22 protein-coding genes and 1 pseudogene are annotated in these 25,084 nt (G+C 63.8%); 7 read left to right on the top strand and 16 right to left on the bottom strand.

Annotation, left to right across the window (positions count from 1 at the left end; all coding sequences use genetic code 11):
• Positions 1–9: 9 nt before the first annotated feature.
• The 3 genes from AAE027_RS06300 to AAE027_RS06290 all read left to right on the top strand — a co-directional run bounded on the left by AAE027_RS06300 (position 10) and on the right by AAE027_RS06290 (position 5,173).
• Positions 10–1,899 carry a TRAP transporter large permease gene (locus tag AAE027_RS06300; protein WP_370987327.1) on the top strand — a complete coding sequence of 630 codons (1,890 nt, stop codon included), beginning with the start codon at positions 10–12 and terminating at the stop codon, positions 1,897–1,899.
• Between the two features lie 20 nt (positions 1,900–1,919).
• Positions 1,920–3,569 (top strand): acyl-CoA synthetase, encoded by a 1,650-nt coding sequence (locus AAE027_RS06295; RefSeq protein WP_370987326.1) that lies wholly within the window; start codon positions 1,920–1,922, stop codon positions 3,567–3,569.
• A gap of 239 nt (positions 3,570–3,808) precedes the next feature.
• Positions 3,809–5,173: an autotransporter outer membrane beta-barrel domain-containing protein gene (locus AAE027_RS06290; protein WP_370987325.1), complete on the top strand. Its 1,365-nt coding sequence runs from the start codon at positions 3,809–3,811 to the stop codon at positions 5,171–5,173.
• Positions 5,174–5,245: 72 nt separating this feature from the next.
• Here the strand turns inward: AAE027_RS06290 and AAE027_RS06285 are convergent, their stop codons facing one another.
• From AAE027_RS06285 to AAE027_RS06245, 9 genes are all read right to left on the bottom strand, one after another.
• Positions 5,246–6,223 carry a TRAP transporter substrate-binding protein gene (locus tag AAE027_RS06285; RefSeq protein WP_370987323.1) on the bottom strand — a complete coding sequence of 326 codons (978 nt, stop codon included), beginning with the start codon at positions 6,221–6,223 and terminating at the stop codon, positions 5,246–5,248.
• A 37-nt stretch (positions 6,224–6,260) separates the two neighbouring features.
• Positions 6,261–7,574, bottom strand: a complete 1,314-nt coding sequence (locus tag AAE027_RS06280) for a TRAP transporter large permease (protein WP_128941684.1) — start codon at positions 7,572–7,574, stop codon at positions 6,261–6,263.
• A 2-nt stretch (positions 7,575–7,576) separates the two neighbouring features.
• Complete coding sequence (locus AAE027_RS06275) at positions 7,577–8,125, bottom strand: TRAP transporter small permease (protein WP_245473404.1); 549 nt, start codon at positions 8,123–8,125, stop codon at positions 7,577–7,579.
• 209 nt (positions 8,126–8,334) lie between these two features.
• The gene (locus AAE027_RS06270) at positions 8,335–9,132 is read right to left on the bottom strand and encodes an MBL fold metallo-hydrolase (protein WP_370987322.1); all 798 of its coding nucleotides are present in this window, start codon (positions 9,130–9,132) and stop codon (positions 8,335–8,337) included.
• Positions 9,129–9,917, bottom strand: a complete 789-nt coding sequence (locus AAE027_RS06265; RefSeq protein ID WP_370987321.1) for a TatD family hydrolase — start codon at positions 9,915–9,917, stop codon at positions 9,129–9,131. The genes AAE027_RS06270 and AAE027_RS06265 overlap by 4 nt, the downstream gene beginning before the upstream one ends.
• 13 nt (positions 9,918–9,930) lie before the next feature.
• Positions 9,931–11,892 carry a methionine--tRNA ligase gene (gene metG, locus AAE027_RS06260; protein ID WP_370987320.1) on the bottom strand — a complete coding sequence of 654 codons (1,962 nt, stop codon included), beginning with the start codon at positions 11,890–11,892 and terminating at the stop codon, positions 9,931–9,933.
• A 110-nt stretch (positions 11,893–12,002) separates the two neighbouring features.
• Positions 12,003–13,049 carry a DNA polymerase III subunit delta' gene (locus AAE027_RS06255; protein ID WP_370987319.1) on the bottom strand — a complete coding sequence of 349 codons (1,047 nt, stop codon included), beginning with the start codon at positions 13,047–13,049 and terminating at the stop codon, positions 12,003–12,005.
• Complete coding sequence (tmk, locus tag AAE027_RS06250) at positions 13,046–13,732, bottom strand: dTMP kinase (RefSeq protein ID WP_128933889.1); 687 nt, start codon at positions 13,730–13,732, stop codon at positions 13,046–13,048. The genes AAE027_RS06255 and tmk overlap by 4 nt, the downstream gene beginning before the upstream one ends.
• 2 nt (positions 13,733–13,734) lie before the next feature.
• On the bottom strand, positions 13,735–14,997 hold the full coding sequence (locus AAE027_RS06245) for a D-alanyl-D-alanine carboxypeptidase family protein (protein WP_370987317.1): 1,263 nt from the start codon (positions 14,995–14,997) through the stop codon (positions 13,735–13,737).
• A 154-nt stretch (positions 14,998–15,151) separates the two neighbouring features.
• On the opposite strand from AAE027_RS06245, the gene AAE027_RS06240 reads away from it, so the two are divergent.
• Positions 15,152–16,108: an alpha/beta fold hydrolase gene (locus AAE027_RS06240; RefSeq protein ID WP_370987315.1), complete on the top strand. Its 957-nt coding sequence runs from the start codon at positions 15,152–15,154 to the stop codon at positions 16,106–16,108.
• Here AAE027_RS06240 and AAE027_RS06235 read toward each other — a convergent pair.
• Positions 16,102–17,037 (bottom strand): septal ring lytic transglycosylase RlpA family protein, encoded by a 936-nt coding sequence (locus AAE027_RS06235; RefSeq protein ID WP_370987314.1) that lies wholly within the window; start codon positions 17,035–17,037, stop codon positions 16,102–16,104. The genes AAE027_RS06240 and AAE027_RS06235 overlap by 7 nt on opposite strands.
• A gap of 806 nt (positions 17,038–17,843) precedes the next feature.
• On the opposite strand from AAE027_RS06235, the gene AAE027_RS06230 reads away from it, so the two are divergent.
• On the top strand, positions 17,844–17,972 hold the full coding sequence (locus AAE027_RS06230; protein WP_256465491.1) for a hypothetical protein: 129 nt from the start codon (positions 17,844–17,846) through the stop codon (positions 17,970–17,972).
• A 33-nt stretch (positions 17,973–18,005) separates the two neighbouring features.
• Here the strand turns inward: AAE027_RS06230 and AAE027_RS06225 are convergent, their stop codons facing one another.
• Complete coding sequence (locus AAE027_RS06225) at positions 18,006–18,239, bottom strand: hypothetical protein (RefSeq protein WP_370987480.1); 234 nt, start codon at positions 18,237–18,239, stop codon at positions 18,006–18,008.
• Positions 18,240–18,462: 223 nt separating this feature from the next.
• Here AAE027_RS06225 and AAE027_RS06220 point away from each other — a divergent pair.
• Positions 18,463–19,049: pseudogene (locus AAE027_RS06220) on the top strand (TIGR00645 family protein).
• A gap of 19 nt (positions 19,050–19,068) precedes the next feature.
• On the opposite strand, the gene AAE027_RS06215 reads toward AAE027_RS06220, so the two are convergent.
• From AAE027_RS06215 to AAE027_RS06200, 4 genes are all read right to left on the bottom strand, one after another.
• Positions 19,069–19,386, bottom strand: coding sequence for a DUF1476 domain-containing protein (locus AAE027_RS06215; protein WP_370987313.1), 318 nt, complete (start codon positions 19,384–19,386; stop codon positions 19,069–19,071).
• Positions 19,387–19,636: 250 nt separating this feature from the next.
• Positions 19,637–19,828: a hypothetical protein gene (locus tag AAE027_RS06210; protein WP_370987312.1), complete on the bottom strand. Its 192-nt coding sequence runs from the start codon at positions 19,826–19,828 to the stop codon at positions 19,637–19,639.
• A 249-nt stretch (positions 19,829–20,077) separates the two neighbouring features.
• Positions 20,078–20,752 (bottom strand): endonuclease/exonuclease/phosphatase family protein, encoded by a 675-nt coding sequence (locus AAE027_RS06205; protein ID WP_370987311.1) that lies wholly within the window; start codon positions 20,750–20,752, stop codon positions 20,078–20,080.
• Complete coding sequence (locus AAE027_RS06200) at positions 20,752–22,785, bottom strand: VTT domain-containing protein (RefSeq protein WP_370987310.1); 2,034 nt, start codon at positions 22,783–22,785, stop codon at positions 20,752–20,754. Before AAE027_RS06200 ends, AAE027_RS06205 begins: the two co-directional genes overlap by 1 nt.
• 462 nt (positions 22,786–23,247) lie before the next feature.
• On the opposite strand from AAE027_RS06200, the gene AAE027_RS06195 reads away from it, so the two are divergent.
• A complete protein-coding gene (locus tag AAE027_RS06195; protein ID WP_130216847.1) occupies positions 23,248–23,454 on the top strand; it encodes a hypothetical protein in 207 nt (68 codons plus the stop codon).
• A gap of 853 nt (positions 23,455–24,307) precedes the next feature.
• Here the strand turns inward: AAE027_RS06195 and AAE027_RS06190 are convergent.
• Positions 24,308–24,625 (bottom strand): hypothetical protein, encoded by a 318-nt coding sequence (locus tag AAE027_RS06190; RefSeq protein WP_370987309.1) that lies wholly within the window; start codon positions 24,623–24,625, stop codon positions 24,308–24,310.
• Positions 24,626–25,084: the final 459 nt, after the last annotated feature.

Raw genomic sequence — 25,084 nt, 5'->3', positions numbered from 1 at the left:
GGCCGCGTCATGGCTCATGTCGAGGTCGAGGTGATCGAAGTGGCGGGCGAGGCGACTGTTCAGTCCCCTCGCCGACCTTCGCTGCTGGCCTCAACGGAGCGCGCACTCGGCCTTCTCGTGGAGCTCCCGGCGGCGATCCTGGTCGTCGCCGAGATCGTGATCCTGTTTGCCGGCGTGGTTGCGCGCTACGGCTTGCACCGGCCGCTGATCTGGTCGGACGAACTCGCCTCGATCCTGTTCCTGTGGCTCGCCATGCTGGGTGCGGCGGTCGCGTTCCGCCGCTCCGAGCACATGCGCATGACCGCGGTCGTGGCCAGCGCCAGGCCGGCGATGCGGGCCTATCTCGATCTGGTCGCAACCTGCGCGGCGCTGGCGTTCCTGGCGCTGATCGTCTGGCCGTCCTGCGACTATGCTTACGAAGAGAGCTACATCACCACACCGGCGCTGCAGATCTCGAATATGTGGCGCGCTACCGCACTGCCGGCCGGCATCAGCCTGATGGCGGCGTTCGCCTTGCTGCGGCTGCTGCGCGCCGCCGATTACCGGATCGTCGCGGCCGCGGTGCTGTCGGTTGCGGTCCTGATCGGCGCATTCTGGCTGGCGGAGCCGTCGCTGCGGCCGCTCGGCAATCTCAACCTCGTCATCTTCTTCGTCGGCGTCGCCGGCTTCTGTGTGTTTGCCGGCGTTCCCATTGCGTTCGGTTTCGGCCTCGCGATCTTCGGCTATCTGGCGCTGACAACGCGGACGCCGGTGATGGTGCTGGTCGGGCGGATGGACGAGGGCATGAGCCATCTCATCCTGCTCTCGGTGCCGCTGTTCGTGTTCCTGGGGCTCCTGATCGAGATGACCGGCATGGCGCGGGCCATGGTGGCGTTCCTGGCGAGCCTGCTCGGGCATGTCCGCGGCGGGCTGCATTACGTGCTGGTCGGCGCCATGTACCTGGTGTCCGGCATCTCCGGCGCCAAGGCGGCCGACATGGCGGCGGTCGCGCCCGTGCTGTTCCCGGAGATGAAGCAGCGCGGCGCCAAGCCCGGCGATCTCGTCGCGCTTCTTGCCGCGACGGGCGCTCAAACCGAGACCATTCCGCCGAGCCTCGTGCTGATCACGATCGGCTCGGTCACGGGCGTGTCGATCGCCGCCCTCTTCACCGGCGGCCTATTGCCCGGCGTGGTGCTCGCAATCACGCTCTGCATGCTGGTGTGGTGGCGCTACCGCCACGAGGACATGAGCCACGTCCGCCGCGCCACGGCATCCGAGATCGGCAAGACCTTCATCGTCGCCCTGCCCGCGCTCGCGCTGCCCTTCGTGATCCGCTACGCCGTCGTCGAGGGCATCGCGACCGCCACCGAAGTGTCCACCATCGGCATCGTCTATGGCGCCCTGGTCGGCCTTCTGGTGTACCGCCGCTTCGACTGGCGGCGGCTGTTTCCGATGCTGGTCGAGACCGCAGCGCTGTCGGGCGCGATCCTGCTGATCATCGGCACGGCGACCGGCATGGCCTGGGGCCTGACCCAATCAGGCTTCTCGCGCTCGCTGGCGGCGGCCATGACGGGGTTGCCCGGGGGAGCCGCAACCTTCATCGCCGTCTCGATCCTGGCCTTCACCATTCTCGGCAGCGTGCTCGAGGGCATCCCGGCGATCGTGCTGTTCGGGCCGCTGCTGTTCCCGATCGCCCGCGCCGTCGGCGTGCACGAGGTGCACTACGCCATGGTGATCATTCTCGCCATGGGTATCGGGCTATTCGCCCCACCCTTCGGCGTCGGCTATTATGCCGCCTGCGCCATCGGACGCGTCGATCCGGCCGAAGGCATCAGGCCGATCTGGGGCTATCTGCTGGCGCTGCTGGTGGGATTGATCATCGTCGCGATCTTCCCCTGGATTTCGATCGGATTCCTTTGAGGCGTTTTCAGGAGGTGTCGATGAGTGAGCGGCAGAACCAGTACAATATCGGCCTCGACAAGACCCCCGCCAACTATGTGCCGCTGAGCCCGCTGAGCTTCCTCGCGCGCAGCGCTGCGGTGTATCCCGATCTCGTCAGCACGGTCTATGAGGGCCGCAGCTTCACCTGGGCGCAGACTCATGAGCGCTGCCGCCGCTTTGCCTCTTATCTCGCCGGCAAGGGCATTGGCGTCGGCGACACCGTGGCGGCGATGCTGCCGAACATCCCAGCGATGAACGAGGCGCATTTCGCCGTCCCCATGACGGGTGCCGTGCTCAACGCGCTCAACATCCGTCTCGATGCGCCCTCGATCGCGTTCCAGCTCGACCATGGCGGGGCCAAGATCATCCTGGTCGATCCGGAATTCTCCGGCGTCATCACCGACGCACTCGCACAGATGACCGGGCCAAAGCCGTTCGTGATCGACGTCGACGATGCCGCCTTCAAGGGCGGCAAGCGCATCGGCGAGATCGAATATGAGGCGGCGCTCGCGCTCGGAGACCCGAGTTTCATCGCGGTCCTGCCGACCGACGAATGGGACGCGATCGCGCTGAGCTACACCTCGGGCACCACGGGAAATCCCAAGGGCGTCGTCACTCATCATCGCGGCGCCTATCTCAATGCCGTCAGCAACATCCTCGCCGGCAATCTCGGTCAGCATCCGGTCTATCTCTGGACGCTGCCGATGTTCCACTGCAACGGCTGGTGCTTCCCCTGGACCGTTGCGGCGGCCGCCGGCGTCAATGTCTGTCTGCGCAAGGTCGAGCCGACCAAAATCTTCGAGCTGATCAGACAGCACGGCGTCACCCACATGTGCGGCGCTCCGATCGTCTACAACACGCTGATCAACGCGCCCGATGCGCCCAAAGGCAACGCTGCCCGTCGCGTCGTCGGCCTGATCGCAGGCGCCGCGCCGCCGGTCGCCGTGCTCGAAGGCGCCGAAAGCATCGGCATCAAGCTGACGCATGTCTACGGGCTGACCGAGGTCTACGGCCCCGCCTCCGTCTGCGCCGAGCAACCCGGCTGGGACGAGCTTCCGCCCGCCGAACGCGCGCGCATGAAGCGCCGGCAGGGCGTGCCCTACCCGCTCGAGGAAGACGTCACCGTCATCAATCCGCAGACGATGCAAGAGGTGCCGCGCGACGGCGAGACCATCGGCGAGGTCATGTTCCGCGGCAACATCGTGATGAAGGGCTATCTCAGAAACGAGAAGGCGACCAAGGAAGCCTTCGAGGGCGGCTGGTTTCACACCGGTGACCTCGGCGTGCTCGACGAGCACGGCTACGTCATCATCAAGGACCGCTCCAAGGACATCATCATTTCCGGCGGCGAGAACATCTCCTCCGTCGAGGTCGAGGACATCCTCTACAAGCATCCGGCCGTGCTGTTCGCCGCCGTGGTCGCCAAGCCCGATCCGAAATGGGGCGAGGTGCCCTGCGCCTTCGTCGAGCTGAAGGACGGCGCCAGCGCGAGCGAAGCCGAGATCATCGCGTTCTGCCGATCGCAGATGAGCGGCTTCAAGACGCCCAAGGCGGTCGTGTTCGGGCCGATCCCGAAGACCTCGACCGGCAAGATCCAGAAATTCCTGCTGCGCAGCGAAGTCGGATCAGCGAAGGCGATCTCGGCCTGAGCCGATCGAGGCTTCAGAAATATCGGGAAACATAAGCTGCGTCTGCGCGGCGATTGTGCGTTGTCGGAAACCGAGCGCGCAGCCTCGACGACATCGAGACACGACAGGAAAAGATTGGAAAACGTTAGAGACGCATTTACGATTCCGCGTCGTCGGATTCGCCGCTTCCAGATGATTCGCCGCGCAGGGCTGCGCGGCCGGCGACCGGTGCGGTTGGGGCGCTTCATGCGGTTGGTGTCGTGAGTGCGGACGCGCCTGCGCGTCTGACGCTGCTGCTATTGACGGCTGGACTGTTGCTGCCCAACGCGGCCGCCGCGCAGGCCATGCGCGAGTTCGGCGCCTTCGCGGGCGCGCTGGGACCTGGGCCTGGCGGGCCGAATGCTCCGGGTGGCTTCAATAATCCCGCAGGCGTTGCATTTGGCGGCTCGCAGCCGCCGGGTTTCTCGGGGGCCGGATTTGGCAATGGCGGCGGCATTCCGCCAGCCTACGGCTGGAACGCCGAACCGCCGGGCCTGACCGATCCGGCGCGGTTCGGCATGCGGCGGGTCTTCGGCGGCGGCGCCGATCGCGCCGTGCAGCCCGAGACGGCACAGGCCACGTTCCTCGCGATGACGCAGTTCACGCAGACCCTGCTCAATCCTGCCGTCGAGGGCCGCGGTATCGGCCCGGCTGAGTTCGATGCAGAGCTTGCAGCCTACGCCGAGATCGGAAACGACCTGACGCATGGCGGCATCGGACGCGAGGCCTATGGGGCGATCTACGGCAGGCCTTCGCTCGCCGCCTCGCAATGGAGCGTCTGGGCTGCCAGCTTCGGTGGCTCGCAGGTCTCGACCGGCGGCAGCGGCTCGGCCAGCCGCAGTTTCGGCACCGTAGCCGGTGCCGACTACTCTCTCTCGCCGCAGACACGGATGGGCTTTGCGCTCGCCGGCGGCGGCACCGGCTTTGCCAACAATTTTTCCAGCGGCCGCTCCGATCTGTTCCAGGCCGGCGCCTTCGTCAGACACATGACCGGTTCGGCTTATGTCGCGACCGCACTCGCCTATGGCTGGCAGGCCATCACCGGCGACTATCAGGTGACGCCGGCCGGCACGGGGCAGCTCAATGCCGCGATCAACGCCAACACCTATTCCGGCCGCCTCGAAGGCGGCTATCGTTTTGCCACGCCCTGGCTCGGCATCACGCCCTATGCGGCGGCGCAAATCACCACCTTCCGCCTCCCATCCAATATCGCGCAGCCGCCCTCCACGGCCAATGCGTTGCAGAGCACGTCCGGCAGCGACGGCTTCACGGACAGCCGCACCGAGCTCGGCCTGCGCACGAGCACGTCCTTTGTCTTGTTGGGAAGTGTGCTGAGCCTGCGCGGTCGGCTCGCCTGGGCGCATGATTTCAGCGCGGGACAATCGATCCCAGCTGCGTTCCAGTCCCTGCCCGGCCAAGGCGTCATCGTCGGCGGTACGGCTTTGGCGCCGAACGCGGCGCTCACGGGCGTTGCGATCGAGCTGCGCGACCTCAACGGCTGGTCCGCCACGGCGAACTTCGACAGCGAGGTGTCGAGCCTCGTGCAGTCCTATACCGGCAAGGCCATGCTGCGTTACGCATGGTGAGGTTGCCGCGAGATCGAGGAGAAGACTTCCGCCCACGCGCCGGAAAGCGGTGAGCGGAAGGCCTCGCCAGTCTCACATCTTCTTGTAGGCGTCGATCAGCGCCTGGCCGTCGGGCCCGGCCTTCTTGAGCCAGTCGGCGGTGAGCTGCTCACCGATCTTCTGGAAGCCGGCCTTCAGCGCGGGGCTCGGCGGCTCCACCGTCATGCCCTTGGCCTTGAGCTGTTCGATGTACCAGGTGCTCTTGTCCTGCCAGGCCTTCCAGCCGCGGGTTTCCGCCGTCGCGGCTGCCTTGAGGATGGCTTCCTGGGTCGGCTTGTCGAGTGCCTCGAACGCGGCCTTGTTGACGAAGGTGTAGTCCTTCGGAATCCAGGCCTGCACGTCATAGAAGTATTTGAGCGACTCCCAAGCCTTCGCGTCATAGCCCGTGCCGCCCGACGACATGAAGGAGTTCACGACGCCGGTCGCAAGCGCCTGCGGCAGTTCGGCAGCCTGGATCGTGACCGATTGCGCGCCGACCAGTTCGCCGATGCGCGCGGTACCGACATTGTAGGCGCGCCACTTCAAGCCCTTCATGTCCTCGATCGTCGTCAGCGGCTTGTTGACGTAGACGCCCTGCGGCGCCCAGGGCACGACGAACAGCAGCTTGAGACCCTGCGCATCGAGCTTCTTGGCGATCGCAGGCTTGGAGGCCTGATACAGCTTCATCGCGTCGGGGAAGCTGGTCGCGAGGAACGGCACGACGTCGACGCCGAAGAGCGGGTCCTCGTTCTCGTGGATCGACAGCAGCACCTCGCCCATCTGCGCCTGCCCGGTCACCACGGCGCGCTTGATGTCGGGCGCCTTGAACAGCGAGGCGCCCGGATGAACCGTGATCTGGAGCTTACCGGACGTGGCGGCCTCGACGTCCTTGGCGAAGGCGACCAGATTTTCGGAGTGCGGATTGTCGGCAGGATACGCTGCCGGCAAATTCCATTTGGTCTGGGCCAAAGCAGGTGTCGCGGCCATCACGACGCCGGCGATCAAGGATGCGCGGACTAAACGAGAGATCATCGGGCTTCTCCTCACAGTCAATTTGAAAAGCGGTATGTCAGTCTGGGAAAGCAAGCTTGGGCAAGAACATCACGATCTGCGGATACTCCGTGATGATGAACACGGCGGCTAGCAGCAGAATGAAGAATGGAAATGCCGCCCGCGCGACGGTGAACGTATCGCGGCCGCTCATGTTCTGGAGCACGAACAGGTTGAAACCGACCGGCGGCGTGATCTGCGCCATCTCGACGTGGATGATGAGATAGACGCCGAACCAGACCAGATCGAGGCCAGCCTGCTTGACCATGGGCAGCACGATGACGGCGGTCAGGACGATCATCGAGATGCCGTCGATCAGGCATCCCAGGATGATGTACATGATGCTGAGATAGAGGGCGAGCATGCTTGGTGTGAGCTGCTGCCCCTGGACCCAGGTGGCGAGCGCCGCCGGAATACCCGTATAGGCCATCGCAGCCGTGGTGTAGGCCGCGCCTGCCAGGATCAGCATGATCATGCAGGTCAGGCGCGTCGCGCTCATGATGCTCTCGAGGAAATTCTTGCGCGTGAGCGTGCCGCTCCACCACGCCAGCAGCAGCGCGCCCGAGACACCCCATGCGGCGCATTCGGTCGCTGTCGCAAAGCCGAGAACGAGCGAAAGGAAGACCGCCAGGATCAATAGCAGGCAGGGCGCGAGCTTGCCCGACTCGCGGAGCTTCTGCCGGAATGGCATCGGCGGATCGCGCGGGGGAATCTTCTTCGGGTTGAGCAGCGACCAGATGATGATGTAGCCGGAATAGAGCACAATCACGAGCACGCCCGGCAGGAAGCCGCCGAGAAACACTTGAAGCACGGAGACGTTCGCCGTGACCGCATAGACCACCATCGGGATCGACGGCGGAATCAAGAGGCCGAGCGTGCCGGAGCCCGCGAGCGAGCCGAGGCTCAGGCCCTTGTCGTAGCCACGCTTGTCGAGTTCCGGCAGCGCGATCTTGCCGATGGTCGCACAGGTCGCGGCCGACGAGCCCGACACCGCCGCAAAGATGCCGCAGCCGATCACATTCACATGCGTCAACCGCCCCGGCAGCCACTGCACCCAGGGCGACAGACCGCGGAACATTTCCTCCGACAATTTGGTGCGGAAAAGAATCTCTCCCATCCAGATGAACAACGGCAGCGCGGCCAGCGTCCAGGACGAGCTTGCGCTCCAGGTGGTGGTTGCAAGCACCGAGCCGAGTGGCAGGCTCGTGGTCAGCGCCATCGCCACGAAGCCGACCAGCCCGAGCGAGACCGCGATCCAGACGCCGCTGCCCAGCAGCAGGATCATGACGCCGAGCAGGACGAACGACAGCTCGATCATGCCGAGATTGGCCATGGTCAACCTCCGCCGCCCTGCGAGATGCGCTCGATGAACTCGTCGGGCGTCTCGTCCGGCGAGCCCTTCTCGTAGCTCGGCCGGTTGCCGCCGACGACATTGACCATTTCATCGATCAGCGCGATCGACAGGATCGCAAGGCCGCCGGCAAAGCCAAGCTGCGGAATCCAGAGCGGAAGCGCGACGACGCCCTGCGCCACGTCGTTGAAGCGCCAGGAATCGTAGGTCATCTGCACGGCATGCCGGGTGAAATAGAGGATGAACGCGGTGGCAATGCCCAGCGCGACGATCTCCGCGACCTGCTTGGTCCGGCCGTGCAGATGCTCCAGCAGCAGGCCGACGCGGATCATCTCTCCGCGCTTGAAGGTGTGCGCGAGGCCGAGGAAAGCCATTGCAGCCATGCACCAGGACGCGAAATCGTCGCCTGCGGGAATGTTGATCGCAAACTGACGCCCGACCGACATGACCATCATGATTGCAAAGATCGCAACAAGGAAGACGCCCGCGGCGTAGCCCGCGCCGAGATAAAGGAGATCCAGAGCACGTCGCACCAGTCCCCGAGCCGCTACATCGTCGCCTGCCAAACGCAATCCCCATCCTCGCACGAGGCGATTCAACCGACCCGGCGACTGCACATCCGGTCCCGGTCCTGCTTGAATATCGCCCTGTCAAACGCCTGTCTTTCAGACGTTAGATCAACATGATGGGGCCGGCGCAAGCAAGGCGTATGCCGCCTGGCAAGAGAATTTCCACCGCGGGTTTAGTGCGTCTCCAGCCGCAGCCCGTCATAGGCCGGTACCACGCCCGTAGGCAGCGACTGCCTGATGACCTCGTAATCGACGTCGGCGGTCATGTTGGTAATGACCGCACGCTTCGGCTTGAAACGCTCGATCCACGACAGCGCATCGTTGATGCTGAAATGGCTGACATGATTGGTGTAGCGCAGGCCGTCGACGATCCAGAGGTCCAGATTTTCCAATGCGCCCCAGCTCTCGCGCGGGATGTCGTTGAGGTCCGGTGTGTAGGCGGCATCCCCGATGCGGTAGCCGAGCGCGGGAATGTTGCCGTGCTGCACCAGGAAGGCGGTCATGGTCACCGCGCCGCCCTTCCCCAGGATGGTCTGGCTTTCGCCCGCCTCGATCGAATGCCGCGTCAGGATCGGCGGATAGTCGCTGCCCTCCGGCGAGATGAAGCAGTAGGAGAACCGCGCCATGATGTCCTTGGCGGTCGACAGGTTGAAGTAGGTCGGGATGCGGCGTCGCATATGCATGACGACCGAGCGCAGGTCGTCCATGCCATGGGTCTGATCGGCGTGCTCGTGGGTCAGGAACACCGCGTCGATGTGGTCGACATTGGTCGAAAGCAACTGCTCGCGCAGGTCCGGCGACGTGTCGATCACGATGCGTGTGGTGCCGTGCTCGGATTTTCGTTCGACCAGCAGGGAGCAGCGGCGACGGCGATTCTTGGGATTGTTGGGATCGCAGGCGCCCCAGCCGAGCGCCGGGCGCGGCACGCCGGCGGAGGAGCCGCAGCCCAGGATCGTCAGCGTCAGCGTCATGCGTCTCCTGAAGCCTTCACCTTTGAGAACAGACGGAAGAAGTTTTCGGTGGTCTGGCGCGAGATCTCATCCAACGACACGCCGCGCGCCTCAGCGAGCACCTTTGCAACCTCGACCACATAGGCCGGCTCGTTGCGTTTGCCGCGGAATTTTCCGGGCGCAAGATAGGGCGAGTCTGTTTCAACCAGAATACGATCTGGCGGCAGTTCGGCCGCAAGCGCGCGCAGGGACTCCGACTTCTTGAAGGTCAGGATACCCGTGAAGCCGATATAGAGCCCAAGCGAAACCGCCTTCAGCGCCAGCTCACGCCCGCCGGTGTAACAATGCAGCACCGCGCGAAACGATCCGCGTCCGGCCTCCTCCTCTAGGATGCGGGCACAATCCTCGTCCGCTTCGCGGGTGTGGATCACCAGCGGCAGGCCGGTGGCGCGGGCGGCAGCGATGTGGGCGCGAAAGCCCCTCGCCTGCGCCTCCGGCGAGCCGTTGTCGTAGAAATAATCGAGCCCGGCTTCGCCGAGCGCGACGACCTTGGGATGCTGAGTCAGCGCGATCAGCTCATCCGGCGCGATGCCGTCCTCCTCATCCGCGTTGTGCGGATGAGTGCCTACCGAACAATAGACATCGTCATAGCGCTCGGCGATGTTGACGAGATCTTGCAGCTTCCGCACCCGCGTCGAGATCGTGACCATGCGCTTGACGCCGGCCGCACGCGCACGCGACACGATCCCGTCGAGATCTTCCGCGAAGTCCGGAAAATCCAGGTGGCAGTGACTGTCGACCAACATCGCGCGACCGCCTTCAGGCCGCCGGCTCGATGTAGCGCGGGAACGCCGGTTTCGGCGCAGGCAGCGTCGAGCCCGGAGCGATGCGCGAGGTGCCACCGAGCGCCGCGAAGTTGCGCTCGGCTGCGGGGATGCCGAGGCTGTCGAGCAGCAATCCCGAGGCGGTCGGCATCGCCGGCTGGGCCAGGATCGCGATCTGGCGCACGACTTCGGCGGTGACATAGAGCACCGTCTTCTGCCTGACAGGATCGGTCTTGGCGAGCGCCCACGGCGCTTCGCCCGCGAAATAGCGGTTGGCCTCCGCAACCACGGCCCACACGGAGTTGAGCCAGTGATGGATCTGCTGCGTCGCCATTGCTTCGCGTGACGTGGCGATCATGCCGTCGGCCATCGCAAGGATCACCTTGTCGTTGTCGCTGAACTCGCCGGGCTCCGGCAGCACGCCGCCGAGCTGCTTGGCGATCATCGACAACGAGCGTTGCGCAAGGTTGCCGAGATCGTTGGCGAGATCGGCGTTGATGCGCGCGACAATGGCCTCGTGGTTGTAGTTGCCGTCCTGGCCGAACGGCACCTCGCGCAGGAAGAAATAGCGCATCTGGTCGACGCCGTACTGGTCGGCGAGATTGAAGGGATCGACGACGTTGCCGACCGACTTCGACATCTTCTCGCCCCTGTTGAACAGAAAGCCATGGGCATAGACCCGCTTTGGCAGCGGAATGCCTGCCGACATCAGGAACGCCGGCCAATACACCGCATGGAAACGGATGATATCCTTGCCGATGATGTGCACGTCGGCCGGCCAATAGCGCCAGCTGTTGTCGCTCTCGTCGGGGAAGCCGACGCCGGTGATGTAGTTGGTCAGCGCGTCGACCCAGACATACATCACGTGCTCTTCGTCGCCGGGCACCTTCACGCCCCAATCGAAGGTGGTGCGCGAGATCGAGAGATCGCGCAGCCCCCCTCTGACGAAGCTCACCACCTCGTTCTTGCGGGAGTCCGGCCCGATGAAATCGGGATGATCCGCATAAAGTTTGAGCAGCTTGTCCTGGTACGCCGACAGGCGGAAGAAATAGCTCTTCTCCTCGACCCACTCGACCGGCGTGCCCTGCGGTCCGAGCCGTACGCCGTCATCGTTCAGGCGCGTCTCGTCCTCGGCGTAATACGCCTCGTCACGGACCGAGTACCAGCCCGAATAGATGTCGGCATAGATGTCGCCGTTCGCTTCCATGCGTCGCCAGATCTCCTGGCTGGAGCGATGATGCTGCTCTTCGGTGGTGCGGATGAAGCGGTCGAACGACACGTTCAGACGCTCGTCCATCTCCTTGAAGCGGCCGGCATTGCGCGCCGCGAGCGCGGAGACGGACATGTTCTCACCGGCGGCCGTCTGAACCATTTTTTGACCGTGCTCGTCGGTGCCGGTCAGGAAGAACACGTCCTTGCCGTCGAGCCGCGCAAAGCGCGCCAGCACGTCGGTCGCGATCGCTTCGTAGGCGTGGCCGATATGCGGGCTGCCATTGGGATAAGCGATCGCCGTCGTGATGTAGAAGACGTTGTCGCGCGCGGGCGCGGCAACGTGAGCAGTGGCCTGCGGAGCTGCGACCGTGGCGGGCTTCGGCGCACGCGGCGCCTTTTTCGATTCCTTGGGCTTCGATACCCTGGGCTTCACAGCCTTCGTCGGCGCGACGACAGGAGCCGACGCTGCGATCGCAGCAGGCGCAGTCACCTTCGCCTTCTTGGCCACCTTCTTCGCTGGAGCCTTGGCTGGCTTTTTGGCCGCTTTCTTCACCGCCTTCTTGGCGACGACCTGCTTCTTGGTAGCCTTCTTGCCAGCCCGTTTTGCCGTCTTCGCAGCGTTCTTCTTCACGCTCTTCTTAGCGGCTGCCTTCTTGGTCTTTTTGGCAGCTTTGCGCGCAAGCACCTTTGCAGCCTTCTTCTTGCTGCTCTTGCCCTTGGCGGTTTTCTTAGCTCGCGTTGCCACGACGAATTCCTTTACCGGCTTCTCAAAAATTTGGAAACGAACCTGCGTCAGGTTGTTGTTTTGCGCATGATCTTTTCGGAAAACCGCTCCGCGCTTTTCCGGATCATGCTCTAGCGCGTTGCGTCCGCCAGCCAGCCGAACACCGAGAAAACCAAGGGCTTGCGCTCCAGATTGTAGGTTTCGGTGTCGCGCGCGGCGCGGACGATCTTTTCCCATACCTCAGCTAGCCGCGCAAGGCGCGGCAGGTTCTGGTTGGCATTGGCTTCATCCGCATGCAGGCGCTCGGCGATCCAGCGGTCGATGCCGTCGATGAAGGCGGCAAGTGCGACGCGGTCGCTGGTGCCGAGCGAATCGCCGAGCGTGTGCAGTTCGCGCGGATCGACCTGCGGCAGACGCGCGAGCAGTGCTGCCGTGCGCTGCTGGAGCTTGAGCGCATCACCGCCGAGCAGCGTCAGCGCCCGCGCGACACTGCCCTCGGAGGCCTCCGCCGCCTCGCGCAGCGCGGGATCGTTCGGGTCGAGGTCGGCCGCCGCAGCCGCAGCACCGATCACGTCGTCCGTGGCGAGCGGGCGCAGGCGCAGCTTGCGGCAGCGCGACTGGATCGTGGCGAGCACGCGTGCGGGCGCGTGGCTCACGAGCAGGAACAGCGATTGCTGCGGCGGCTCTTCGAGGATTTTCAGCAGTGCGTTGGCCGCGTTTGGATTGAGCTCGTCGACGGTATCGACGATGCAGACGCGCCAGCCTTCGGCCGCGGCCGTCGAGCCGAAGAAGCCGATCGTCTCGCGCGTCTCGTCGACGGTGATCACGGTGCGCATCACGCCGCGGTCGTTCGCGGTGCGCTCCAGCGTCAACAGGCCGCCATGCGAGCTCGCCGCAACCTGCCGCGCCACGGCGTCATCGGGATCGATCGCAAGGTCTGGGGCGTGCTGCACGGACGGCGCCAACGGCTGGCCATGGGCGAGCACGAAGCGCGCCATGCGGTAGGCCAGCGTTGCCTTGCCGATCCCTTGCGGCCCGCCGATCAGCCAGGCATGCGGGATGCGCCCGCTGCGGTAGGCGGTCAGCAGCGCCGTCTCGGCGTCGCGATGCCCGAACAGCCTCGACGTCTCACGCGGATGCGCAATGGCGGTTTCGCGCTCAATCTGACGCCGGCTCATGCGGAAATCACCGAAGAGGGCGTGGGAAGAAGACGTTCGCGCAGCGCCGTCCAGACACGCCCGGCAACCGTATCGGGATCGGAATTGGCGTCGATCAGCGCGCAACGCGCGGGATCTTCCGCGGCGATCTTGAGATAGGCGTCGCGCAGGTCCTGGTGGAACTTGAGATCCTCGCCCTCGAACCTGTCCGGCGTGGCGCTGCCGCGGCGCGCGGCCGCGCGCTGCAGGCCGATCTCGACCGGCAGGTCGAGGATGATGGTGAGATCCGGCTTGAGATCGCCGATCGTGACGCGCTGCATCGCGTTGATCAGGCCATCTGGCACGCGGCCGAGGCTGCCCTGATAGGCCCGCGTCGAGTCGGCGAAGCGGTCGCACAGCACCCAGATGCCTTGGCTGAGCGCGGGCTGGATCACGGTGCGGACGTGATCGTCGCGGGCAGCGGCGAACAGCAGCGTCTCGGCTTCGGGTCCGAGCAGCTTGCCCATGCCCGACAGCACCAGATGACGCATGATCTCGGCGCCCGGCGAGCCGCCTGGCTCGCGCGTGACGAGGATGCGCATCCTTGCCGCCTTGAGACGGTCGGCGAGCTTCTTGATCTGGGTCGACTTGCCGGCCCCCTCGCCACCTTCAAAGGTGATGAAGCGTCCGCGTCCAGACGGCCACCGTACCGGGCTTTTACTCATGGTCAGAGCTTCTCGGCGCCCGCGCGGAACATGCCGATCACGAGCTCGCTGGCGCCGTCGATCGCGCGGCGCATAGTCGAGCCGGTGCCGATCGCTTCGGCAGCATAGACCGGCGTTTCCACCGCGATGGCGCCGCTGCGCCAGACCTTGACCACGCCGACCCTCTGGCCGGCCTCGACCGGCGCGCGCACCGGGCCGCTATAGACGATGCGGGCGATCAGCTTGTCGCTGCCGTTCTTGTGCACCATCACCTTCACGGGCGTCTTGGCCACGAGCTTGACCGAGCGGCTCTCGCCGCCGAACACCTTGGCGTAGCCGACGGGTTGCTCGGCCGCGATCAGCACGCGGGTCTCGAAATTGCGGAAGCCCCATTCCAGCATCTTCTTGGCTTCCGTGGCGCGGTCTTCGGGATCGTCGAGCCCGTTGACCACGACGATCAGGCGCGTGCCGTTTTGCACGGCCGAGCCCACCATGCCGTAGCCGCCTTCCTTGGTGTAGCCGGTCTTGAGACCGTCAGCGCCTTCCATCGAATTGAGCAGCGGATTGCGGTTGGGCTGGCGGATCTTATTCCAGGTAAACTCCTTTTCGCCGAACAGTTTGTAGAATTCGGGGAAGTCCAGGATGATGTGGCGGGCGAGGATGCCGAGCTCGCGCACCGTCATCTTGTTGCCGGGATCCGGCAAGCCGTTGGAGTTGGCGAAGGTCGATCGGGTGAGGCCGAGCTCGCGCGCGCGCTTGGTCATGAAGTCGGCCGCGAAAATCCGCTCGTTGCCCGCCATGGCTTCGGCGAGCGCGATGCAGGCATCGTTGCCGCTCTGGATGATCGCCCCATGCAGGAGATCGTCGACCGAGACCTTGCTGTTGATGGCGGCGAACATGGTCGAGCCGCCCGAGGGCGCGCCGCCCCTGCGCCAGGCGTTCTCGCTGATCCGGTACTCATCGGTCAGCTTGATGTCGCCCTTCTTGACGGCGTTGAAGACGACCTCCGCGGTCATCAGCTTCATCATGCTGGAGGGCGCGCGCAGCTCGTCGGCGTTCTTCTCGAACAGCACGCTGCCTGAGGAGGCCTCGATCAGGATCGCAGTCGGGGCGTCGCCGTCGAAGCCCGTGTCTTCCGCCTTCTTGGCGCCCTGCACGCTCTGGTTGGCGGCGTAGAGCGCCCCGCCCGAGCCGATAGCCGCGGCCAGAACCGCCGCGATCAGCCCGCGCGCCAGCGCACCGGCGGTGAACCGGGAGCGACGAAGCAAAGAAGGACGAAATGCCATGGCCAAGCCCTGAGAGCGGCGTTCTAGCAGTTGGAACAGATGCGAACAACACGGAGCTGGACGCTTGTCCCTGAGATTGCACGATTCTCCTCGCGCCCCTATCGTGGCATCTTATATTTCCCGACCAAACCCCTGAAACAAGGCGGAAAAGCGAATGTCCTCAACCCGGATGATCAAGGCCAACGGGGTCGAGCTCTTCATCCGCGAAGCCGGCCAGGGGCCGCTGGTGGTGCTGTGCCATGGCTGGCCGGAACTGTCCTATTCCTGGCGCCACCAGATCCCGGCGTTGGCAGAGGCCGGGTTTCACGTCGTCGCCCCCGACATGCGCGGCTACGGCCAGAGCACGGCGCCGGCTGATGTTGCCGCCTACTCCATCTTCGACACGGTCGGCGATGTCGTCGGCCTCGTGCAGGCGCTGGGCGAGAGCAAGGCGATGGTGGTCGGCCACGATTGGGGCGCACCGGTCGCCTGGCACGCGGCGCTGTTCCGCCCCGATATCTTCACGGCGGTCGCGGGCCTGAGCGTGCCGCCGCCGTTCCGCGGCCGCGGCAAGCCGCTCGATTTGCTGCGCCAGGGCGGCATCACCAATTTCTACTGGCAGTATTTCCAGACGCCCGGCGTCGCCGAAGCCGAGCTGGAGCGCGACGTCGCCCGCACCATGCGCATCGTGCTTGGCGGCCGCGGCCTCGCCGACCCCTCGGCAGCCATGTTCGTGCAGGAGGGCAAGGGCTTTCTCGGCCATGCAGGCGCCGAGGGGCCGCTGCCCGGCTGGCTGAACGACGCTGATCTCGCCTATTTCACCGAGTGCTTCCGCAAGTCCGGCTTCCGCGGCGGGCTGAACTGGTACCGCAACATCGACCGCAATTGGGAGCTGACGGCCCCCTGGCAGGATGCGCAGATCCACCAGCCCTCGCTGTTCATCGCCGGCTCCAAAGACGCCGTCATCACCGGCCTGATCGGGGCCAAGCGCGTCAACGAGCTCGAGCGCGTGCTGCCCAAGCTGAAGCGCAAGCTGATCCTCGAGGGCGCCGGCCATTGGGTGCAGCAGGAGCGGCCCGAGGAGGTGAACGCGGCGCTGGTGACGTTCTTGAAGGAAAGCGCGGCTCAGTAGAGGCCGCGACCGCTCAGGATGCTGCGGGCCTCGGCCGCGCCGTCCGAGGTGTAGGCGGCGGACGGAGCGCTCTCCGTCGCGTAGCGGCCGTCCTCGTCATAGGACACGGCACGCGCGTTCTGAAGCGCCCGGCCCCGGCTGCGGCTCGAGGCCGACATTTCCGAGGTCGCATAGAGCGAAGCCATATCCGCCGAGCTGTTGCCGAGATTGTAGGGCCGCCCCTCCGGCATCGGAACCTCGCCGCGAATGGCACCGCGGCTCGATGCCGGCAATTCCGGCACGAAAGGCTTGGCCGAAGCGACCCGGACCATCGAGGGCGTCGGCGCCGGAATGCCGGTGCGCAAGGTCGCCATCAGCTGGCGGTCGTCGGAGCCTTCGAGCGGCGCCCGGCCGACATATTCGACCCGGACCTTGGCGACGCCATTGCCTTTGAATTCAAGGAGTTCGGCGGCCTTGTTCGAGACGTCGATGAGCCGGTTGCCGTGATAGGGCCCGCGGTCATTGACGCGGACGATCAGCGACTTGCCGTTCGAGATATTGGTCACCCGCGCGTAGGACGGCATCGGCAGGGTCGGATGCGCCGCGGTCAACGAGGCCATGTCGAACACCTCGCCGTTGGCCGTCAAGCGGCCGTGGAAATCATCGCCGTACCAGGACGCCATGCCCTCGGCGCGATAGTTGACATCCTCCTCCGGCACATAGGTCCGGCCCGCCACGACGTAGGGCTTGCCGACGCGGTAGGTGCCGCCACCCTTCGGGACCGGGTCGCCCCAGGCCACGACCCTTGGGCTCGAGGACACGCCGTATTTCGGATCGACGCGGCTGGCGAACTTGTTCGAGGAGGCGCAATTGGCGAGCGCAAGGCAGGTCGCGACCGCCGCAACACCGCGCGCGGCCCGCAAAACCGAATCTGACCGTCGGATCCCCATTCGCCCCAAATACCATTTCGCCGGGCGCGTACCCATCCCGCTTTAGCCGCGGAGAGCGCCGTCCGGTCCCTGTAATCCGAGGCAGCCCACCACCGCATCGGAAGCGGTAACGATAACGCAACCCGAACACGGCGGAAATGGGGAGCCCACAGCGATCACGCCGGGATGGTAAACGGGACGTTCGCTTGCCTCCGTTGATCTACGGAGCGCGGGCGCCCTGCTCTGTGCCAAGGCTGGACATTCTGTTGCGCCAAATCCTCACTCCACCCCCATTGTCACGCCGCTCACCGAAATTCTTTTGACTGTGCAAGGCCGCACGCGTTCTCTCGAATGCAAGGGCGGGATGTGGAATTTAACGATGATCGAGACGGTTTCGGCACTGATGGGTCTGGTAAGCGCGGGGATCTTCCTGGCCCATGCGTTTGAAGGTTACCGCACGAGGGCCTGAAGGCACTCGCGCGGGGCGGCAGCATCACCTCTTTCAAGGCGGCCCGTTCGGACAATTTTAATCGATCCGATCGAGCATCGAGGACGAGAGCGGCAGGTGTCCCATGCGCAACCATGACCTCGTATCCGATGGCTTCCTGGCATTGACCGCAGGCGGCTTGGTCCTGCTCTGCTCGGGCCTTGTGGCCCTGGCCTTCGGCTGATCTCGGACGAGATCGTCGCACTTTCCCGACGACGACCGTGCCGTGCTGCAAACAGGTGTTTGCCCGGATTGTCCCGCTCCCGTTTAGTTGATTGAATTTCCGCGTTCGGCGCCTCGACTTATTTTCAAGAGGCCATCACCGACGAGGGTGACTCACATGCTTGCCGAGAAGTTTTTCCTGGTCCTTGAATCCCTGATCCGCGGCGATCGCACCTATCCCGACGGAAGTCCCCGGGTCATCAGCACCTCCCCGCACGTGCCGGTGAAGCTGCCGAGCCGGAAATAACCGGCTCGCCGTCGAGCCCCGGTCACGCGCCGCTCAGCGCAGGCCCAACAGCGAGCGGCGATAGCGGCCGTCGCGGGCCTCGCCCAGACAGACGAAGCTCCCGTCAAAACCCTGGCGATATCGCTTCTGCCCCCTGGTGTAGTAGACACCCTTCCTGAAATCGAGCCAGACCACCTGATCGTGCGGACAATGGCGCTGCGCCTGCGCCTCGTAGCGGAACGGGGTCAGCGGAGTTGCCGAGACTTCTGTGCCGCCGGAGCCGGCCATGATCGCGGCAACGAGCGCGATCCCGCCCGGCCATTTTCCGCTGCGAAGCACGCCCCGCCTCCCGATCTTGATCCCGGTCCTGGCCGCCCGCGCGACGGCCGACCGGCACCGTAGCACGAAATGGCGCGATCCCTGGATAGCGAGTAGCGCGCCCCGTCTTCCGCCGGCCATCTTGCCGGGCTACATGGCAGCGAGATCATCTCGATGCGAGGATCCTGCCTGAATGTCGGTTGAGACTGGATTCCAATCCGAACTCCGCACCGAAGCCCGTCCGCCCTCGCCGCGCCTGGGCCTGCTGCCGATGATCATCTTCGGCTCGCGCTGGCTGCAGCTGCCGCTCTATCTCGGACTGATCGTGGCGCAGTGCGTCTACATCGCGCTGTTCCTCAAGGAGCTTTGGCACCTGTCCTGGCACGCGCTCGACCTCACCGAGCAGCAGATCATGATGAGCGTGCTGGCGCTGATCGACGTCGTGATGATCTCCAACCTGCTCGTGATGGTGATCGTCGGCGGCTACGAGACCTTCGTCTCGCGGCTCGACCTCCAGGGTCATCCCGACGAGCCGGAATGGCTCGGCCACGTCAATGCCAGCGTGCTGAAGATCAAGCTCGCCATGGCCATCATCGGCATCTCCTCGATCGCGCTGCTGCGCACCTTCATCGAGGCCGGCAATCTCGGCTCGAACCGGGCCAGCTACACTACGGCGTGATGTGGCAGGTGCTGATCCACATCACCTTCATTGTCTCGGCGCTCGGCATCGCCTATGTCGACAAGCTCGGTGATTCCGACGTGCGCAAGCACGACGAATGAGGCGCAACGACCGAACTTGCTATTTGTCGGCTTCGAGCTGTTGCATGACCTGGCGCAGGTACTCCAGAAGCTTCTGCGCGACCTGCTCGCGCGCCACACCCTTGGCGGCGAGATCGTCCGACACCTTGCTCACGACGTCGTCGATCGTCTGCCTCTCCAGATTGTCCGTGACCAGCGCCGTTGCGTAGTTTGCCGCCTCCTCGGCGCTGAGGCCGAGCTGGCTTGCGGCCCAGAGCCCGAGCAGCCTGTTGGACCGGGCCGTCGCCTTGAACATCAGCTCCTCGTCGTGGACGAACTTTGCTTCAAAGCCCTGCTCGCGCTTGTCGAACGTGGTCATGGTCAGCTCCATTCTCGCTTTCGCTGAAGGGGTCGGACTGGCTGGGAGCGAACGTCTCCGTCATTCACGTCAGTTGAGGATCATTCGAAGCTTCCTCCCGAAACGCAAACGCCGTCAAGCCCGCCGATAGGTGGGCGACCGGGCGCACTCAAGCTGGTTCTTGAGCGCGACGGGAACACCCAATCGGCATGACGTGCCGGCGTCAGTCGAAAGATCGATCTAGGAGATTGTCAGCGCCGACCGCGTTTGGTCAGCCCTTCGCCGCGGCCGCCTCACGCGCGAGGCGTTCGGCTTTCAGCCGCTCCTTGTTGGCGTAAAACGCCTTCTGCGCCTCTTCATGATCGCGCATGGCCTTTTCGGCCTCGATCCGGCGCGCCGCATCGCGCGCCTGGCGCTGCTCGGGGGTCAGGGGTTTGCGTCGGAAGGAAAGCTCTTCAGTCATGGCGACACAACGTGGCGGCGAGGAAAAAGTTCCGCATGGTCGAGCTGAAGCATAGGCGCTGACCACCAAAGTTGGCGAAAACAACCCCATGCACAGTAGCTAAGTCTTGTTGGCACAACGACTTTTGCATTCGCGCAAAAGCCGGTTGACCCGTCGGGCAAAACAGTGGCATGGCATTCTGCCATCTTCGGAAAATCGTTAGTGAGGTGATGGGCCTCCACGAAGATCATCTCGCGTCGGCAGACAATCCTAGATCTCGATTTCCGCAATCACGGGCAAATGGTCTGAATAGGCCGTTGCCTCTCCGTCGGTCCAAATTCTCCCAAACCGGCTATCGGGCGTGGCATAGATCCTATCAAGGCGGAGAACGGGCAAACGCGCCGGGAAAGTCCGCAAGCGCGTACGGTTGGGGCAGACCTGCGCGAGCACGCGCCGCACAGATTTCACCCAAAACCAGTCATTGAAATCGCCGAGGACGACGGTCCTTCCAGCTCGCACCAGGCTTACCAGGGCCTGAGCTTGCGCATAGCGCTCGTGGATACTCAAGCCGAGATGAGTGGCCACCACGCGCACATCGCCGACCGGTGTCAGCAGTCCCGTGGCAATCGCCCTGCGTGGCTCCCGCTCTCGATAGGACACATCGAGGATCTCGGGCACGCCAGAGAACGGAAAGCGGCTCAGGAGCATCTGACCATAGTCGCCATCCTCGGCGACAATCGACTTGGCGTGAACCCCGTGATCGCCGACAACACTCGCCAACTTCGCAAATGGATCGTCTGACCGCGATCGCGAATCCACCTCCTGAAGCGCGACGACATCAGGGGCCCACTTGCGAACGATCGAGCAAACACCCTCCAAATCGAACTTCGGATTGAGATTGAACGTGCCATGCACATTCCATGTCATGAAGCGCATCGCCGCCATCAGCGCCTCCCGGCGAGCCAGGTCGCGACGAATTGTGCGCCCGCGCAGATCCCCAGCCAGCCCAAGAACGCCAGAGCCAACAGCAATATGTTGCTCCAGGACGCATTCCTGGCGAAGTCTGCGATCTGAGCCCCCAGAACTGCCATGGCGAGAATACCGGGCATCATGCCCAGCAGAGTTCCAACCATGAAGTCACGTAGAGGCAGCGTGCTCGCACCAGCCACGACATTCACCACCGAGAACGGTGCGATCGGAATCATCCGGATGACGACGACGGCTAGAATCCCCTTGCCCACAACGCGTTCCTGGATGCGCGCTGCACGTCGGCCGAGCAACTGCTGGAGGCGTTGTCGGCCGAGTCCCCGCCCGATCGCAAAAAGGATGAAGGCGCTGAGCAAGACGCCCGCCATTGCGGTGATGAAGCCTAGCCAGGGCCCAAGTGCGGCAGCAGTTGCTGCAATGAGCACGAGAACCGGAAACACGACCAGCCCGCCAGCGACGAAAGCTGCGATAGCGAATAGTGGCCCCCATATGGACTGCGAGTAGGCAGACAGATACGCCGAAATATGAGGCGCGTCGGTAAAATCGCTCAAAGGCGTGTACGACCAAGCCATCGTCAGCCCAAATAGCGCCACCGTTATCGACGCGATCCCCATTAGGGTCTTCGTGCTCCACATGCGAGATGCCGCCCGCTCCAGATGAAGCGGCCGCTCCGGGTCTGCCACCGGCTGAACCATTGTGGCCAGCGTACTGGTCAGGACCGAGGACTCCACTTCCCGCAGCGTCTTCGCCCCATCAGCTCTCGACACGTCGTCCAGGAGCGCAAACAGACGATCCTCGTTTTGCGTTATGGTCAGTTCGTCGAGACCGCAGAAATGCGCGATCAGGCGACGGCGGACCGAAGCGATGAAATTCCGATGCTGACCGGATGCCGCTTCAAAGATCAGGTCACATTCGCTATCGGCGCCCATCGAGCGATTGTTCAGGTTAGCCGAGCCGACCCTCAAGATCCTGTTATCGACGATCATGAGCTTGCTGTGCACCATCACGGCAGCTTCGGTATCCCCGCTGCGTGAGATCGGGTAGACGAAGCGGGCGCGATCTGCGACTCCAGCCTCACTGAAGCAGTCGATGAACGCACCACGGCCATTTTGCATGGCTTGGGATTCCAACCACGATGAATGCAGTTTGGGAGTGACGACCAGAACCCGAAGCGAAGGCACGCGAAGCATCTGCAGCGCCAATTCACGCGCGATCTTGGTCGCGCTGGTAAACTGGTTTTCGATATAAACGAAGCTGGTCGCCGACCGGATCGCTGCAGTCAATGAGCGCTCGACCTCCTTGATGGTCGAGCCTGCAGGACAGACGACCTCGGTCCTGGCGATACCAACCGGCAAGTGCTCGGCCTCCACCGGCACATTGGCCGGCCACCGCATCTTCCCTAGCCGGCGCCGGTGATGGGTCTGTTGACCTGAAGCACGCCAGCGTTCCTCCGCGAGGTCGAACAGCCACGCCGCGGCATCCCCGTCGACCATGCATTGAACATCATGAAAGGGAGGGTATGGCTTGCCCTCAGGGTCGCAGCGCAATGGATGCGCGGCCCGATGATCACTGGTGTCCCAGCGCCTGATCGTCAGATCGAGCCCGCCAACGAACGCCAGTGAACCGTCGATACAGACCATCTTCTGGTGTTGGGCCGAACCAAACGGAAGCGTGCAATCGAGACAAAACCGGACGCGGCCAGATGTTTCGGCAGTAAATTTTGCCGCGGAATTCCATTCTCTTTCCGAGGCGTAAAAGGAGACAAAGTCCCAGACAAGGATGTCGATCCGCAAGGTCGGGCGGCGTTGAACGAGCGCGCGTAGCAATGGGCCAAGCTGTTCCGGCAAGCCATCATCCGCTCGTCCGGAAGCTCCGACCAGCCTGGTTGCACTATGGATGTCCCATCCGATGATGTAGACCTGTTCTTGCGCCTCCAGCAGCGCTTCCCGCAGCGCCGCGAAAAACGCGGCAGCATCGTTCAGAACCGTCACGCGCCGCGCTTCGCACCGCCTCCAGACGGTGTCTCCGGGGATCAGGGTCGATGAACTCTGAAGCAGATGGACCTCGCCAATCGCATTCGCGGCTCAACGTCCTGAATGCTTAGGGGGTTCCACGTCCTCTGGGCACAGGGTTACAAAGACGCAGGTGATCTGTTGGCATCACGCGCCTGGGGTCAGAACCGGAGTATCCCGAACACGAAGAGCAGCGCGACAGTGACAAAGCCGGAGATCAGCAGCGAGCCGAGACACCCCAGCCGGTTCGAGAAAAAGAAGAACATGCGTGCTCGCCGTGAAGCTTCCTGCCGGGCTAATTTTTCAAATTCGATAGCGTTCCGGATGCGCTCTCGTTTGTCCTGACCGTCGAGCGGTCTGACTCTACAGACAGCTTGGTTGACTGGTGTTCCTGGAAACGAGGGGTAAGAACCAATCTCTGGGCGAGACGTTGAATTTTTGATGTCCGATGCTTTTGACTATTTCCGAGCGCACGCGGTCCGAGCCCTTTGCAAGGCCCGGGCGATGCCCCGCGGACGAATGAAACATCTCCAATTGGTGGTGGCCCGGATCTACCACCTGCTCACCAAGGAGGCCGCGTACGGCCCGAACCTGCAGCACCTGGACGACTTCCGGGCAGCCCAGAAGCTGGAGAGGTCGATTGACTGATGTCTTTGCGGATCAAGCAGCCCGGTCGACTGCGAAGTTGGTGCAAATGCGCCTAAGTAGACAACGCGATACAAGCCGGAGCGAGTGAGTGGCGGCCGCTGACACCACAACCGTGGCTGAACTCCGCGGGGGTACGCGCAGCGGACTGCGGTGAGTGGAGGCACCCCCTATCCCAGGAACGCTCGCGGGGCTTTCGCGTCTTCTGAAAGAAGAGACGTGCCTATGCTTCCAGCCACGCCCCCGAACCCCACCCTATTCCGCTGCCCCAAATGCGGCGAACCACTCAGTCTGGCGGAGAAGCTGTGGGACATGAAGGCAGCCCGCTTCATCCGGGTGTACAAATGCCGGTGCGGTGAACTGCTCTGGGATGATCAATCGTCCGCGGAACGCAGCTAAGGCACGCCGAGCCGCCTCGCTTGGAGTTGCCACCGATCACGAGCATCGCGGCGCCCTCGACAGGTCAACAGTCACTTCAGCTAGTCGGCGATTGCGCCCTCAATATCGAGCTCAGCTGACCGCGGCAACGAAGCCGCATTGTGTACTGAATTGGACGCACACCCCATCCGAAATCGCATCTAAGTAATTGATTTTGTTGAATTCTGGCGGAAGAGGTGTCTTGTCAACCCTCTTGATATCACATGGCTTTTCGCCCTGCGTCGCGAGCAATCTACGGTCTTAGCCACGGTGAGGGCCTGAAACCGTAGCTTGGACAAACCTGCGAATGCGTGATTCTTATCCTGCCCTCAGCGCAAGGGGGGCGGATCATGGATGCAGTGTCGGCGGTCGGCTGGATCGTGCTGATAGTCGTGTTTCTGGGAGTTGTGGCCGGCGCCGGCCGGCGAAGGTGAGCAGCTTAAAAGTAGGGCCAGACCACTGAGCGGCCCGTTTTGGTGTCGAGCACCTTCACGCACTCATCGGCGCTCCCGGTATCGTCCCAAACCCACCTGAAGCGTCCAGGAGGATATTTCGACATCTTGGAGAGTCCGCCCTCGTACGGAAGATCATGGGCTTCGTACGCCTGTTCGGCGAGTTCCAGTGCCCGATAGATCCCCCCACTGTCGATCGTGTTCGTTCTTCCCGCGGTCCAAGGCGCATCATGTATAGCCCTGTTGCACGCCTCCACGTAGAGCTTGGCCTTTGCCCGCCTGATCTCCGGCTCGTGCTTGACCATGAGTCCGACTCCTTGAGCGGAGCCTATCACGAAAGAAAACGCGGGACCGAAGCGAGACCCTAGTTCATCTTCTGACGTAGCTTTCTGATGAGCTCTCGGAGGTTGGTGGCGTATTCCTCGACGATCCGGCGCGCCTCGTCCAGGCGCGACGGCTTGGCTTCCTTACCCTGGGGTTGTTTTTCGGATTCGGGCTTGTCCCTATATGGAGCGCCGTACAGGCGGGTACCGCTTGAGCTAGATCAAGGGAGCGGTGCTAACTGAGGCGGCCTTAAGCAAAGCGGGCCCGGTGTGCCTAGGAGGCCGGGCCCATAGCCTCAGCAACGGTTGCACCGTCGTTCGGCTATCAGCCCCTTAAGTGCCAGAGAAAACATTCGTTCCTTCCAGAAATTAGGACACTTCTGGACAGCACAGAACAAACGACCGCAGGAGCCGCTCTGGAACAGCCCCAGCGGCCGGTGC

It is taken from the genome of Bradyrhizobium sp. DN3 (assembly GCF_041357655.1).
GTDB lineage: Bacteria > Pseudomonadota > Alphaproteobacteria > Rhizobiales > Xanthobacteraceae > Bradyrhizobium.
The sequence above is the reverse complement of the archived record's forward strand: the minus strand, read 5'-3'. Positions and strand labels throughout refer to the sequence as shown.

What these genes read in the sequence shown, in the direction of transcription:
- AAE027_RS06225 (WP_370987480.1), bottom strand. Translation starts at nt 18,239, where the DNA reads ATGGCCGGCTCCGGCGGCACAGAAGTCTCGGCAACTCCGCTGACCCCG.
- AAE027_RS06245 (WP_370987317.1), bottom strand. Translation starts at nt 14,997, where the DNA reads ATGGCATTTCGTCCTTCTTTGCTTCGTCGCTCCCGGTTCACCGCCGGT.
- AAE027_RS06215 (WP_370987313.1), bottom strand. Translation starts at nt 19,386, where the DNA reads ATGACCACGTTCGACAAGCGCGAGCAGGGCTTTGAAGCAAAGTTCGTC.
- tmk (WP_128933889.1), bottom strand. Translation starts at nt 13,732, where the DNA reads ATGAGTAAAAGCCCGGTACGGTGGCCGTCTGGACGCGGACGCTTCATC.
- AAE027_RS06230 (WP_256465491.1), top strand. Translation starts at nt 17,844, where the DNA reads ATGCTTGCCGAGAAGTTTTTCCTGGTCCTTGAATCCCTGATCCGCGGC.
- AAE027_RS06190 (WP_370987309.1), bottom strand. Translation starts at nt 24,625, where the DNA reads ATGGTCAAGCACGAGCCGGAGATCAGGCGGGCAAAGGCCAAGCTCTAC.
- AAE027_RS06210 (WP_370987312.1), bottom strand. Translation starts at nt 19,828, where the DNA reads ATGACTGAAGAGCTTTCCTTCCGACGCAAACCCCTGACCCCCGAGCAG.
- AAE027_RS06205 (WP_370987311.1), bottom strand. Translation starts at nt 20,752, where the DNA reads ATGGCGGCGATGCGCTTCATGACATGGAATGTGCATGGCACGTTCAAT.
- AAE027_RS06195 (WP_130216847.1), top strand. Translation starts at nt 23,248, where the DNA reads ATGTCCGATGCTTTTGACTATTTCCGAGCGCACGCGGTCCGAGCCCTT.
- AAE027_RS06255 (WP_370987319.1), bottom strand. Translation starts at nt 13,049, where the DNA reads ATGAGCCGGCGTCAGATTGAGCGCGAAACCGCCATTGCGCATCCGCGT.
- AAE027_RS06270 (WP_370987322.1), bottom strand. Translation starts at nt 9,132, where the DNA reads ATGACGCTGACGCTGACGATCCTGGGCTGCGGCTCCTCCGCCGGCGTG.
- AAE027_RS06240 (WP_370987315.1), top strand. Translation starts at nt 15,152, where the DNA reads ATGTCCTCAACCCGGATGATCAAGGCCAACGGGGTCGAGCTCTTCATC.
- AAE027_RS06235 (WP_370987314.1), bottom strand. Translation starts at nt 17,037, where the DNA reads ATGGGGATCCGACGGTCAGATTCGGTTTTGCGGGCCGCGCGCGGTGTT.
- AAE027_RS06265 (WP_370987321.1), bottom strand. Translation starts at nt 9,917, where the DNA reads ATGTTGGTCGACAGTCACTGCCACCTGGATTTTCCGGACTTCGCGGAA.
- AAE027_RS06295 (WP_370987326.1), top strand. Translation starts at nt 1,920, where the DNA reads ATGAGTGAGCGGCAGAACCAGTACAATATCGGCCTCGACAAGACCCCC.
- AAE027_RS06300 (WP_370987327.1), top strand. Translation starts at nt 10, where the DNA reads ATGGCTCATGTCGAGGTCGAGGTGATCGAAGTGGCGGGCGAGGCGACT.
- AAE027_RS06280 (WP_128941684.1), bottom strand. Translation starts at nt 7,574, where the DNA reads ATGGCCAATCTCGGCATGATCGAGCTGTCGTTCGTCCTGCTCGGCGTC.
- AAE027_RS06285 (WP_370987323.1), bottom strand. Translation starts at nt 6,223, where the DNA reads ATGATCTCTCGTTTAGTCCGCGCATCCTTGATCGCCGGCGTCGTGATG.